At 72.7% G+C, this 13,065-nt stretch carries 11 protein-coding genes; 4 read left to right on the top strand and 7 right to left on the bottom strand.

Annotation, left to right across the window (positions count from 1 at the left end):
• Nucleotides 1-19 precede the first annotated feature (19 nt).
• From hisH to C3K08_RS04805, 5 genes are read right to left on the bottom strand one after another with little or no spacing between them, the layout of a single operon-like run.
• Nucleotides 20-658, bottom strand: coding sequence for an imidazole glycerol phosphate synthase subunit HisH (gene hisH / locus C3K08_RS04825; protein WP_104990271.1), 639 nt, complete (start codon nt 656-658; stop codon nt 20-22).
• A complete protein-coding gene (gene hisB / locus C3K08_RS04820; RefSeq protein WP_104990270.1) occupies nt 655-1,248 on the bottom strand; it encodes an imidazoleglycerol-phosphate dehydratase HisB in 594 nt (197 codons plus the stop codon). The genes hisH and hisB overlap by 4 nt, the downstream gene beginning before the upstream one ends.
• A 59-nt stretch (nt 1,249-1,307) precedes the next feature.
• A complete protein-coding gene (gene ftsY, locus C3K08_RS04815) occupies nt 1,308-2,264 on the bottom strand; it encodes a signal recognition particle-docking protein FtsY (RefSeq protein ID WP_104990269.1) in 957 nt (318 codons plus the stop codon).
• 43 nt (nt 2,265-2,307) lie between these two features.
• Entirely contained in the window at nt 2,308-2,568 is a 261-nt protein-coding gene (locus C3K08_RS04810; protein WP_104990268.1) for a glutaredoxin family protein, read from the bottom strand.
• A complete protein-coding gene (locus C3K08_RS04805) occupies nt 2,565-4,568 on the bottom strand; it encodes a protein kinase (RefSeq protein WP_234009168.1) in 2,004 nt (667 codons plus the stop codon). The genes C3K08_RS04810 and C3K08_RS04805 overlap by 4 nt, the downstream gene beginning before the upstream one ends.
• A gap of 235 nt (nt 4,569-4,803) precedes the next feature.
• Here C3K08_RS04805 and C3K08_RS04800 point away from each other — a divergent pair, with 235 nt between their 5' ends.
• Nucleotides 4,804-6,606 (top strand): hypothetical protein, encoded by a 1,803-nt coding sequence (locus tag C3K08_RS04800; protein ID WP_104990266.1) that lies wholly within the window; start codon nt 4,804-4,806, stop codon nt 6,604-6,606.
• A gap of 16 nt (nt 6,607-6,622) precedes the next feature.
• Here C3K08_RS04800 and C3K08_RS04795 read toward each other — a convergent pair whose 3' ends face one another.
• Nucleotides 6,623-7,861, bottom strand: coding sequence for a low temperature requirement protein A (locus C3K08_RS04795; protein ID WP_104990265.1), 1,239 nt, complete (start codon nt 7,859-7,861; stop codon nt 6,623-6,625).
• Entirely contained in the window at nt 7,858-8,460 is a 603-nt protein-coding gene (ruvA, locus tag C3K08_RS04790; RefSeq protein WP_104990264.1) for a Holliday junction branch migration protein RuvA, read from the bottom strand. Before ruvA ends, C3K08_RS04795 begins: the two co-directional genes overlap by 4 nt.
• 269 nt (nt 8,461-8,729) lie before the next feature.
• Between ruvA and metG the strand changes: the two genes are divergently transcribed.
• The 3 genes from metG to yvcK all read left to right on the top strand — a co-directional run bounded on the left by metG (nt 8,730) and on the right by yvcK (nt 12,994).
• On the top strand, nt 8,730-10,748 hold the full coding sequence (gene metG, locus C3K08_RS04785; protein ID WP_104990263.1) for a methionine--tRNA ligase: 2,019 nt from the start codon (nt 8,730-8,732) through the stop codon (nt 10,746-10,748).
• 81 nt (nt 10,749-10,829) lie between these two features.
• Entirely contained in the window at nt 10,830-11,669 is an 840-nt protein-coding gene (rapZ, locus tag C3K08_RS04780) for an RNase adapter RapZ (protein ID WP_104990262.1), read from the top strand.
• A 53-nt stretch (nt 11,670-11,722) separates the two neighbouring features.
• Complete coding sequence (gene yvcK, locus C3K08_RS04775) at nt 11,723-12,994, top strand: uridine diphosphate-N-acetylglucosamine-binding protein YvcK (protein ID WP_104990261.1); 1,272 nt, start codon at nt 11,723-11,725, stop codon at nt 12,992-12,994.
• The last annotated feature ends 71 nt before the right edge of the window (nt 12,995-13,065 follow it).

Genomic DNA, 13,065 nt, shown 5'->3' with positions numbered 1-13,065 from the left:
ACCGGAGCCTCCCCGCCCTTTACTCGCCTTCGCCCTCCAGCACGTAGCGCCGGAAGCGCTCCAGGATCGCCAGCCCCACCGCACCGCTCTTTTCCGGGTGGAACTGGGTGGCGTGCAGGTTCCCGGCGCTGAAGGCCGACCAGAAGGGCACCCCGTACTCGGTCAGCGCCCCGGCGTCCACCTCCACGTCGAGGGGCACGTAGTACGAGTGGACGAAGTAGGCGTAGGCGGGACACGCGAGGTCGCGCAGCAGCGGCGAGTCGCCCACCTTGTCGAGGCTGTTCCAGCCCATTTGCGGCACTTTCTGAGTCGGCGCGGCCTCGAAGCGGCGCACGGTGCCGGGCACGAGGTCGAGGCCCGGCAGGCCGGGGGCCTCCTCCGACCCCGAGAGCAGCATCTGCATCCCCACGCAGATGCCCAGCAGCGGCACGCCGCCCCGCGCCGCGTCGGTCACGGGGCCGTGGAAGCCGTGGCGGTCGAACGCTTCCATAACCTGCCGGAAGTGGCCCTGCCCCGGCACGACGAGGGCGGGGGCGTGCGGCACGTCGGCGGGGTTGTCGGAGATCTGAACCGTCATCCCCGCGCGTTCCAGGGCGCGGGCGGCCGAGCGGACATTGCCCGCGCCGTAGTCGAGGAGGAGGACTTCGGGGGTGCTCACAGGACTCCTTTCGTGGAGGCGAGGTCGCCGGAGGTCACCTGCACCGCGTCCCGCAGCGCCCGTGCCAGCGCCTTCATGACCGCCTCGATGACGTGGTGAGCTTCGCGGCCCGCGAGCAGCCGGACGTGCAGGGTCACGCCGCCGTGATTACAAAAGCCGCGCAGGAACTCGCGCAGGTGGTAATGGGTCATCCCGCCCGCCGTGCCCCACACGTCCAGCGTCTCCGGCTCGAAGGCGAGGTGCGCCCGCCCGGAGAGGTCCACCACCACGTGAGCCAGCGTCTCGTCCATGGGCACGAAAGCCGACCCGTAGCGTTCGATGCCCCGGCGGTCCCCCAGCGCCTGCGTCATGGCCTGCCCCAGCGTGATCCCGGTGTCCTCGATCAGGTGGTGCGGCTCCACATGCAGGTCGCCCGTACCGCGCACGCTCAGGCCCAGGCGCGAATGCCGGGCCAGCGCGTCGAGCATGTGGTCGAAGAAGGGGTGCCCGGTCGCGGGGGCGTCGTAGGCGGGCGAGTCGAGGTCGAGCCGGACCGTGAGGTCGGTTTCCCCCGTCGTGCGGGTCACGGCAGCGGTGCGGTGGGCGGGCATAGGCGGCCATGCTACGGCGCGGGGCCAGGGCCGAATGGGGGGCGGGATAGGGGAGCGGGTCAGTCCCTCGGCACGTCCACGTCGAACAGCGCCCGCACGAACTCCTGCGGGTCGAAGGGCTGGAGGTCGTGCGCCCCCTCCCCCACCCCGATGAACTTGATGGGCACACCGAGTTCCCGGACGATGGGCACCAGGATGCCGCCCTTGGCCGTGCCGTCGAGCTTGGTCACGATCACCCCGGTGAGCGGCGTGGCCTCGTGGAACTTCTTGGCCTGCGCGAGGCCGTTTTGCCCGGTCACGGCGTCGAGGACCAGCCACACGTCGGCGGGCTCGCCGGGGTCGGCCTTGTCCACGACGCGGCGGACCTTTTTCAGCTCCTCCATCAGGTTGTGCTTGGTGTGCAGCCGTCCGGCGGTGTCCACGAACAGCAGGTCGGTGCCCCGCGCGGCCCGCGCCGAAGCCGCGTCGTAGGCGACGGCGGCGGGGTCCCCGCCCTCCGGCCCCTGCACGACCGGGATGCCCAGCCGCTCGCCCCACACGCCGAGCTGCGCTCCCGCCGCCGCGCGGAAGGTGTCCCCGGCGGCGAACATCACGCTGCGGCCCCGGCCGAGGTAGTACTCGCCCAGCTTGGCGATGGTGGTCGTCTTGCCCACCCCGTTGACGCCCACCACCATGACCACGTGCCCGCGCGGGTCCACGACGGTGCGGCGGGCGTCCGGCGTGAAGCCGAGCTGCCGGAACTGCGCCCGGCGCAGGTCGGGTTCGAGCTGCAGGGTCAAGGCCTCCATCAGCGCGTCTTGCAGGTTGGATTTGTTGCTCGCACGAATGTCCGAGAGGATTTCCTCGGTGGCCGCGCGGCCCACGTCGGCGGCGATCAGGGCGTATTCGAGGTCCTCGACCGTGTCGAGGCGGGTGGTCAGGGTCTCGCGGAGGTCGGTGCCGAGGTCCCCGGCGGTGTCATTGATCTGCTGCCGGGTCTTGCTCAGGCCCTGGCGCAGACGGTCTAGCCAACTCATGGGGTCACCATAGCGCGGGGGGCTGGCCCGCACCGGCCGGAACTCACGCCCCCTCGCCCGCCTCCCGCAGCAGCCGCAGCTTCAGCTCGCTCAGGCGGGCGCGGCTCAAGACGCCCCTGAGCAGCACCCGCTCCCCGGCCGCGAGCACGGGCACGTCGTCGCCGTAGCGGGCACGCAGGGCAGGGTCAGTGTCCACGTCCACGGGGGTGTAAGCGAAGTCGAGGAGGCGCAGCCGTTCCTCGGCCTGCTCGCACAGGTGGCAGCCCCGGCGGGTGTAGAGGGTCAGGGGGGGCAGGCGGCTCATGCCTGGCCCCCACCCTGGGGTCGGGGCAGCAGGGTCAGCGCGAGGACCGGGGTATACATGTCGCGGGTGGAGAGTAGGTCGCCCGCCGCGCTGAAGGTCCGCAGCATCTGCCCGCCCTGCCGCACGGCGTAGAGCTGCCCCTCCGGGCCGGGGTGCAGCAGCCACGGGGCAGAGGCGGGTTCGCCCACCAGGCCCTCCAGGGCAAAGGCGCCGCCCGGGGTGCCGCCAGGGTCGATGCGCCGGACCTTGCGGGCCACCCCGTCCACGATATAGACGGTCCCGTCGGCTCCGGCCGCCAGCCCTTCCAGCTCGCGCAGGGCTTCGGAACTGCGGTCGAGGCGAAAGGCGTAGCGGCCCCGATACTCGCCCGTGGGGGAAAAGCGGCCCACCTCGCGCCGTCCGGGGTCCAGCACGAGCACCTCGCCCCCCGGCGTCGCGGCCACCGTGCGCGGGGCCTCGAAGGCGCCCGGCCCGGTGCCGCGCCCGCCGAAGGAGCCCCGGAACTCCCCCGCCGGGCCATACACGTTGACCCGCAGCGCCTCGCCGTCGAGAACGTAGAGCTGCCCCCCGGCCCAGGCGAGGCTGACCGGATCGAGCAGTTCGCCCTCGCCCAGCCCGTAGCGCCCGAAGCTCCGCAGCTCCGTGCCGTCGGGGGCAAGCTGCCGGATCAGGCCCGCCGTGCCCGCCCGGCCGTAGTCGAGGACGGCGGCATAGAGGTGCCCCGCGTCGTCGGCGGCGAGCGCCCGGGGCGCGGCGGGGAGGCTGGGGGCGGCCGGTTCCTGCCCGGTCGCCAGCGAGGCGCTGCCGGGGCCGTCGCGCAGGCTGAGGCGCAGCTTGCCCGAGAGGTCGAGCAGCCGCAGGGTGCCCCGGCGTTCCTCCACGCCGAGTGCCAGCGCCCAGGGGTCGGTAAAGGTCTCGTCCTCCAGCACCCCGGCGTCGATGCGGGCGATCACCTCGTCGAGGCCAGGGCGCTGGGCGGGGTCTTTCTCGATCATGTGCAGGATCAGGTCGCTGAGCTTGCCGGGCACCTCCAGCCGCACCTGCTTGGGGGGCTTGGGGGCCTCGAAGACCTGCTGGTGGACGACCGCCTCGTAACTCCCCTTGAAGGCGGTCTGGCCGGTGGCGAGTTCGTAGGCCAGCAGGCCCAGCGAGTACACGTCGCTGCGGGCGTCCACCCGGCCCCCCTTGGCCTGCTCGGGGGCCATATAGATCGGCGTGCCCACCCGCGCTCCCGTCATGGTGAGGCGCGTCAGCACCTTGCCCACCGCGATTCCGAAGTCCATCAGCTTGATGCCGCCCTCGCGCAGCCGCCCGTCGCGGAAGGCCCCCTTGAGAACCATCACGTTGGCGGGCTTGATGTCGCGGTGGATCACGTTCTGCATGTGGATGTGCCGCAGGGCGTCCGCGAGCGCACGCACGACCTGCACGCCCTGCTCGAAGGGGAGCCGCTCACGGTCCATCAACGTTTCCAGGCTCTCGCCGTCGAGAAACTCCATGGCGATGTAGTGCTCGGGGTCCTCCATCCGGAAGTCGTAGACGCGGACGATGCCGGGGTGGTTGAAGCGCTTGAGGACCTCGGCTTCCCGGTAGAAGCGGCGCACGAACTTGGTGTCCGCGAGGTACTTGTCCTGGGGGACCTTGAGCGCCACCGTGCGCCCGTCCGAGCGCCGCTGGGCGCGGTAGACACTGCCCATTCCGCCGATGCCGACCCGTTCGAGCACCTCGTAGTCCTGAAAGTGCAGGTCGGGCAGTGGCGTGGCCGAGCGCGGCGGGGCGGCGCGGTCGGTGCGCTGCACCCGCACCGGGCGCCGCCGGAAGGCGGCCGCCGCCCCGCCCGAGACCACCAGCGGCGCCCCGGTCAGCAGCAGCGCCGCCGCGACCAGTGCCCCTGTGCCCGCTCGGGGGTGCCCCCGGCCAGCACCGCCAGCGCGGCCAGCCCCCCGCCAGCCCCGTCGCCAGCCCCCCGCCAGCACCGCCAGCGCCCGCTCGGGCAGCCGCACGAACAGCAGCAGCCCCGCCGCGAAGAGCCCGGCGAGCAGCAGCAGGTTGGGCCATCCCCGCCGGGCAGCGTGTCCGGGGTCAACGGCGGCTCCGGCCGGGCGGGAAGGGGGGCAGGGCGGCGGGGCAGGGCAACATCGGTGCCCCCGTTATAGCGAACCCCGGCGGCGCGGCGCGGCCCGGATGCGGGAGGCGGGGTCCGAATCCTGTCAGAGTGCCCCCGTTACAGTGGGGCGCGTGACGCAGCAGACCGTGTGGGCCGAACTCGTCGAGCTGTATGAGTACCGGGTGGCCGACGTGCGGGCGGGGGGACGCCCCCGGGGGGGCCTGCGGGCGCTGGGCGAGTTACGCACCCGCCTGCAGGCCGCTTCCCTCGACCCCAGCCTGACCCGTCGCCTGCGGGCCGCCGACCGCCTGTACCGGGCCTACCGGGCGGGGACCGATACACCCGCCGAACCCGCTCTCAGTACCGCCACACCTCCCCCCCGGGCGGTGGGCACCCCCGACGAGACGGCCCCCGCCGACCCTGCCGAGGTCCGCGCCTGGGCCGAGCTGCGCGGCCTGCGCTGGGAACGCGACTTGCGGGCCGGGCTGGAGGCCTTGGGCCGCGAGTGGCTCGCCCAACGGGGGCAACCGTCCCTGCGGGTGCTGCACGCCGCCGCCGAGAGCGCCGAGCGGGCGGCGCAGGGGCAGAGCGGCGAGGTCGCCGTGCCCGCCGCCGGGGACCCGCTGGTGGCGCTGGACCGCCCCACGGTCGCCCGTGACCTGCTGCACGGGGTGGCCGCCCGGATGGGCACGCCCTCCGGCTGGGCGAGGCTGCGTTCGGCGCTGCTGGCGCTGGAGGCCGAGCCGCTCCCCCGCCATGCCGACGCGGACGTGCTCGCCGCGCACCTGCGGGCCGCTGAGCGAGAGCCGCTGGCCCCGGCCGCCCGGGGCGAACTGGTGCGGGCGCTGCGCGAGGCCCACCCCGCCGGGCAGGCGGCCCACGACCGCCCGCTGCTGCGCGAGGCGGCGGCCGAGGTCCGGCGGCGGCTGGACACCCTGATGGAGCGTGCCCCCTCGCCCAGCCTCGCCCCCGGCACCGATCTGCCGGGCGGCGCGATCCTGTACGCGGCCACGCCCCGCGCGGCGCTGGCGGCTCCCCCGCCGGAGGGGGACACCCTGACCCTGCACCTCGCGGGAGGGCGGGAGGCCACCTGGCGGGGCCTGCACCTGGCCTGGCAGCGGGTAGGGGCAGGCTGGCAACTGCTCGTCGAGGGGCCGGGGGGCCGGACGGTCGCCCTGCTGCACCCCGAGCGCCCCGCCGCCGACCGGGTCCAGACCCTGCCGCTGGAGCTGCTGATCCCCGAGGAAGCGGCGCTGCGGCTGACCCTGAGCGGCGCGTACCTGACCCTGGACTGGCTCACGCCGCCGGGACCGGGGCTGGCCGACCTCGCCGCACAGGCCCGGATCGTGGCGGCCCTGCTGCGCCCGGACGAGGGGTACGCGGGCCTGCGCCTCGCCCGCGCGGTCGCGGGGCTGCTGCGCGGCGCCCCGGTGGACGAAGGCGCCCTGGGTCCCCACAGCGCCGCCCGCTACGCCGCCGCCCCGCCGGGTGCCCTCCTCACCCTCGCCCGCAAGGGGGCCGCCGCCCTGCACGCCCGCGCCGCCCGCCTGCGCCCGGAGGAGCTCGGCCCCGTGCTGGAGGAGGCCCGTGAGCGCCTGGGGCTGGGCACGGACCCCACCGAACGGCTGCGCGGGGCCGTCCTCGCCGCCCGAGGGGGGCTCCCCCGCGCCGCCCAGCCCGTCGCCGGGGGCGAGGCCACGCTGCCCACAGACGGCACCCCCGTCCGGCTGCGGCTGCCGCGTGAGCCCCACCTCGTCTTGCGGGCCGCCGGAACCGAGCTGGAGGTGCGGCCCGCCCTGGGGGCGCTCAGCGTGCAGGCCCTCGGGGAGCCGGAACAGGTGCTCGACGACCTGCTGATCGTGAACCTGCCGGGCGCCCAGGTCCTGCTCGTGCGGTCGTTGGAGGACCTGGGGGCGGCGGTGCTGACGGGCTGAGCACCGGGGAGGGAGGCTACAGCGGCGACCCCCCGGCCCCCAACCGCTCCTCCAGGTCACCGAGGTGCTCGGTCATGGGGTCAGTGGCGGTGATCGCCGCCAGGCCCAGCGTCAACGCCGCCACCGCCGCGTGCAGGGGCAGGGTGCCCAGGTCGGTGAGCGACAGCCCCGCCGCCACCAGCAGCCCCCCCAGCAGCGCGAGCAGGCTGCGGTCGCGCTGGGGCTGGCGGCGCGAGAGCCGCAGCGCCGTGAAGCGCAGCAGCACCAGCGAAAAGAGCAGCGAGAAGAGCGACCACACCACGAGTTGCAGGTTCACGGCGTCGCGGGCATTTTCGGTGTCGCTGATGCCGTGGCCCAGCCCGACCGCCAGCATCACCAGCCCCAGCGTGAAGGGGATGTGGCTGTACAGCCACAGCAAAAAGGACCCCACCCGGCCCCGGCGGTGCGCCTCCAGCACCGGGAGGGCACGGGCCTGGTCGAAATACAGCCGCCACAGTCCCACTGCCGCCAGCAGCGCGAAGAAGGACGGCGCGAGGTCGGCCAGGGTCAGCGGGCGCTGCCGCCCCCCCGCGACCAACTCGGTCACGATGTTGCCCAGCGCGATGATCTGGAGGAGGCCCACCCGCTCGGGCAGGTGCTCCTGATGCGGGAGCGCGTGGCCGTGGCGGTCCTTGATCAGCAGCGGCGTCACGAGATCCACCGCCAGCGCGACCCCCCAGGCCAACAGTTGAACGGTCCCGCCCAGAAAGGCGCTCCCCAGCCAGATCAGCGCGGCCAGCCCATACCCGGTCATCAGCGGACGGGCGAAGGCGGCCACGTCGGGATCCTTGCGAATCATCAGCCCGTGCATGGCGACCAGAATCAGCCGGTTGGCGGCGAAGGCGGCGGCGAAGACCGGGCCGTTTTCCGCGAGTTCACCCCGTTCGGACAGGGCCATCAGCGCCACGGTGAGGAGCTGCGCCAGCGTGCCCCAACGGTAGACCCGCTCCTGGTTGCCGTGCCGCGCCGCAAAGGTGGTGTTGCCCGCCCACGCCCACCACACCGCCCCGAACATCACCAGAAAGTTGACGAGGTTGATCCCGCTCGGCGCGTCGCCCAGCCGCTTGGCAAGCTGGTCGAAGGCCACCACGAAGGTGAGGTCGAAGAACAGCTCCAGCCAGGTGACCTTCTGCTCCTCGGGCGTGCCGGGGGTCGCCTGCCGCTTGTCGCTGGGGCCGTCTTGCAGGGTGACACTGCTGGGTTCGCCGTGGCTCATCGCAAGCGGCCCAGGCCCTTGCGAATCAGGGCGTCGGCACTTTGGGCCGGGTCGGCGGCGAGCAGTTCGGCCACCACCCCGCGCACCTGCGGCTCGCGGAAGCCCAACGCCAACAGCGCCTCGATGGCGTCGCGCCCGGCCGTCGAGGTGGGGGCCGCCGCCCGCGCCGCGCCGCCCCCCGCTGGCCCGGCCACCAGATGCTCGGGCACCTTGTTCTGGAGTTCGAGGACCAGCCGCTCGGCGGTCTTCTTGCCCACGCCCGACACGCTGGAGAGCAGCTTCACGTCGCCCGTGAGCAGGCCCTGCGCCACGGCGCTCACCGGCATGGCCGAGAGCAGCGCCAATCCCAGCTTCGGCCCCACGCCGCTCACCCCGGTCAGCAGGTCGAAGAGGCGCAGGCTGTCGGCGTCGCTGAAGCCGAAGAGAAGCTGCGCGTCCTCGCGCACGATGTGGCGGATGTTGAGTTCGGCCTCGTCGCCCACACTCAACTTGCCCAGGGCGGACGCCGGGCAGTGGACCTCGTAGCCCACGCCCCCGGCGACGATCACGGCACTCGCGTCGCGCACCTCGCGCACGGTGCCTTTCAGGTAGGCAATCACACGACCGATTCTAGGGGGCCACTCCTCACCCAACCGGGGGAAAGGTGACGGGACCGCCCCCGGCCGGGTACACTGCCCGCATGACCGCCCGCGCCGCCAAGCCCATGCGAATGCCCCCGCGTCCCTGACAGGTCGGTCGGGAGGGGCGGGGTGAGACGCGAGAGTCCGCCCCGCCCCTCCTCCCATTGGGCCGTTTTTCCGTATCCTGACGGGGTTGCCCGGCCCCCCTCTGCGAGGAACAGAGCGTGCCGGGCGGGGAGAGAGCGAGCATGAGCAGACCAACGGGGGCCGAGCCGCCCACCTTTTACATCACGACCGCCATCGACTACGCCAACGGTCTGCCGCACATCGGGCACGTCTACGAGAAGATCCTGACCGACGCCATCGCCCGTTACCGCCGCCTCGCCGGGGACCGGGTACATTTCCTGACCGGCACCGACGAGCACGGCGAGAAGATCGCCAAGGCCGCCGCCGCGAGCGGGCAGACCCCGCAGGCGTTCGTGGACGACCTCGCGCTGCGGGCCTTCCGGGGCCTGTGGGACCGGCTGGAGATCGGCTACGACGACTTTATCCGCACGACCGAAGACCGCCACAAGCGCTACGTGCAGGAGATTTTGCAGCGCGTGTACGACGCGGGCGACATCTACTTCGCCGAGTACGAGGGCCTGTACTCGGTGGGCGCCGAGCGGTACGTCACCGAGAAGGAATTGGTCGAGGGGCCGGACGGGGTGCGCCGCTTTCCCGGCGACAAGGATCCGCCCGAGCGGCGGCGTGAGGCCAACTACTTCTTCCGGATGGAGAAGTACCAGGCGTGGCTGCTGGAGCATATCCAGACCCATCCCGAGTTCATCGGCCCCGCCGGATACCGCAACGAGGTGCTGGAGATGCTGCGCGAGCCCATCGGCGACCTCTCCATCAGCCGCCCGAAGGCGCGGGTGCCCTGGGGCATCGAGTTGCCCTGGGACCCCGACCACGTCACCTACGTGTGGTTCGACGCGCTGCTGAACTACGTCTCCGGGCCGGTCAGCCTCGGCCTGGGCGAGGAGACCATCGGGACCGCGTGGCACGTGATCGGCAAGGACATCCTCAAGCCGCACGCGGTCTTCTGGCCCACCATGCTGCGGGCGGCGGGGCTGCCTGTGTACCGCCGCCTGGTGGTGCACAGCCACATCCTCGCGGAAGACGGGCGCAAGATGGGCAAGAGCCTCGGCAACGCGATTGACCCGGAAGCGCTGGTGCACGAGTACCCCGCCGACGCGATCCGCTACACGCTGCTGCGCGAGGCGTCGCTGGGGGCCGACAGCCCCTACGGCGAGGGGATTCTGGTTTCGCGGCTGAACTCCGACCTCGCCAACGACCTCGGCAACCTGCTCTCGCGTACGGTCAGCATGATCCAGAAGTACCGGGGCGGCGTGCTCCCGCAAGCCTGCGAACAGGGCACGCGCGAGCACCAGATCGAGTCGGCGGCGCTGGCCCTGCCCGGCGAGGTGCTGCGGCTGGTGGACGACCTGAAGGTCAACATGGCGATCGAGGCCGCCATGAACTTCGTGCGCGACCTCAACCGTTACATCGCGGAAAGTGCCCCGTGGACGCTGGCGAAGTCGGACGACACCCAGCGGCGGCTCGACACGGTGCTGTACACCGCCGCCGAGGGCCTGCGGGTGGCGAGCGTGGCGCTGGAGGCCGTGATTCCGGCCAAGGCGCAGGAACTCCGCGCCCAGCTCGGGCTGGCGGGGCAGAGCTATCCGCTCACGGCGGCCTGGGGCCTGATCCCCGCTGGAACCGCCGTGCCCGGCGGCCCGGTCCTCTTCCCCAAACCCGAGCCGCTGCCGAAAGCCGAAGCCGCCCCCACTCCCAAACCGACCAACAAGAAAGAGAAAAAAACCATGACCCAACCCGCTGAAACGATGCCTGCCCAGCAGCCCGCCGCCCAGCCCACCGAGACGGTCGCCCCCACCCAGGACCTGATCTCCATCGACGACTTCGCGCGGGTGGACCTCCGCATCGCGGAAGTCGTGGAGGCCGAGGCGGTGCGGGGGGCCGACAAGCTGCTCAAGCTGACGGTGCGGCTGGGGGGGGAAACGCGCACCGTGGTCAGCGGCATCCGCCAGTGGTTCGCGCCCGAGGACCTGGTGGGCCGCCGGGTCATTCTGGTCGCCAACCTCAAGCCTGCCAAGCTGCGCGGCATCGAGTCGCAGGGCATGATCCTCGCCGCCGAGGACGAGCACGGCAACCTCGATCTGGTGGGCACCCGGCTGGAGTTGCCGAGCGGAACGAAGGTCCGGTAAGCGGCCAGCCGTCAGCCGGGAGGGGCAGGGGCGCGAGCCTTCTGCCCCTCTGCCCTTCTTCCTACGCCCTAGACTGCGCGCATGTTCGTGATCGTCTCCGGCCTGTCGGGAAGTGGCAAAAGCACGGCGCTGCGGACGCTGGAGGACGCGGGCTTCTACGTCACCGACAACCTTCCGCCCGAGCTGTGGGGGGCGATGCACGACCTCGCCACGGCGCGGGGGCTGGAGCGGGTGGCGGTAAGCACGGACGCCCGCACCCGCGACTTTCTGAGTGCGCTGGAAGACAGCTACGTGCGGCTCTCGCGGCGGCGCGAGGACCTGCGGGTGCTGTTTCTGGAGGCGACCTCCGAGGTCTTGCTGCGGCGCTACAACCTCTCGCGCCGGGAACACCCGCTGGGCGAGAACCTGATGCTGGATTTTCAGCGCGAACGGGACCTGCTCGCGCCGCTGCGGGCCATTGCGGACACGGTGATCGACACGACGAACCTCACCCCGGCGCAGCTCGCGGAGCGGGTGCTGCGGGCCTGCCGTCTGGAGCAGGACTTCGACCTGCGACTGCTGAGCTTCGGGTTCAAGCACACGCCCCCGCGCGACGCCGACCTCGTGGTGGATGTGCGCTCTTTGCCCAACCCGCACTATGTCCCCGAACTGCGGCCCCGCACCGGGCTGGAGGCGGACGTGGCCGGGTACGTCTTTGGGGACGAGGAATCCGAGCGCTTCTACGCGGAGGTGCGCGACTTCGTGCGGGCGAGCGCCGAGCGGGCGCGGGCGGCGCGGCGGCACGGGTACACGGTGGCGATCGGGTGTACCGGGGGACAGCACCGCTCGGTGGCGGTGGCGGCGCGGCTCGCAGGTGACCTCGCGGACCTGGGCGCACAGGTGGCCGACCACCGCGACATGCGGGTGGGTGGCGAGGCTTGACGCCTCCGGCACCGCAGCAACACCCCCGGCCGGGCCGTGCCCGCCGCGCCCGGATGTGGCTCGTGCCGGGGCTGGGGGTCAAGCGCTGGCTGGTGCTGTTCGTGCTCTGCACGCTGGTGGGGGCGGTGGGCTTCCTGCACTTCACCTGGACCGGGCCGCTGCACTTCGTGGCGACGCGCTGGATTCTGTGGCTCAACGCCCTGACCACGCCGGAGGTGATGCCCCTCTACGTGGGCGGCATGGGGGTGATGGCGCTGGCGCTGGGGGGAGCGCTGCTGAGCATCGTGATGCTCAACCGCTCCATGCTGCGTTCGACGGGCACCGCACCCGATCAGGCGCTGGACGTGATCTATTCCAAGCGCACCCTCGCGCGTGGCCCCCGCATCGTGGCGGTGGGAGGCGGGACGGGACTGTCGAACCTGCTGAGTGGCCTCAAGGCGCACACCAGCAACATCACGGCGGTCGTGACCGTCTCGGACGATGGGGGGTCCAGCGGGCGGCTGCGCGAGTCGCTGGACATGATCGCGCCGGGCGACCTGACCGACTGCTACGCGGCGCTCTCGGACAGCCCGGTGCTTTCCAGGCTGCTGCTGCACCGCTTCGACCGGGGCGAGGGGCTGGCCGGGCACACCTTCGGGAACCTGCTGCTCGCCACCCTCTCGGAGGAACAGGGCGGCCTGGGGGACGCCATGCGCGACGTGCACGAGGTGCTGCGGGTGCGCGGGCAGGTCTTTCCCGCCACGACCACGCCGAGCACGCTGGTCGCCCGGCTCTCGGACGGGCGCGAGGTGCGCGGCGAGAGTGGGCTGGCCGCGCAGGTGGGAGAAGCGCGGGTGGAGGCGGTGCGTCTCGATCCCCCGGACCTCCCCGCGCTGCCCGCCGTGCTGGAGGCGATTCAGGGGGCCGAGCTGATCGTGCTGGGACCGGGGAGCCTGTTTACCTCGATCATTCCTGCGCTGCTCGTGCCGGATGTGGCGCGCGCGATTCGCGAGTCGGGGGCACCCGTCGTGTACGTCGCCAGCCTGATGACCGAACCCGGCGAGACGACGGGCCTGAGCCTCGCGGACCACGTGGGCGCGGTCACGGGGCACCTGCGCCGCACGCCCGACTGGGTGCTGGTGAACAGCACGCCCGTTCCGCCCGCCATCCGCGCCCGCTACGCCGGGGAGGGGGCCGAGGTGCTGGACCCCGGCGCGGTGGGGGGCGACCTGCGCGGGCGGCTGCGGCACGCCCCCCTGCTGCATCCCGGCGAGCAGGCCCGGCACGACCCCGACGTGCTGGCGGAGGCGCTGGTGGCCCTGGCGCCCCGGCGGGCGACGCTCTGACGCGCAGGCCGGGGAGAGACACCGGAAGGGGAGCGGCCCCCAGAGGGCTGCAAAACTCCCTGAGCTATGCT

Source organism: Deinococcus sp. NW-56, from assembly GCF_002953415.1.
GTDB lineage: Bacteria > Deinococcota > Deinococci > Deinococcales > Deinococcaceae > Deinococcus.
This window is presented reverse-complemented; position numbering and strand designations above follow the sequence as displayed.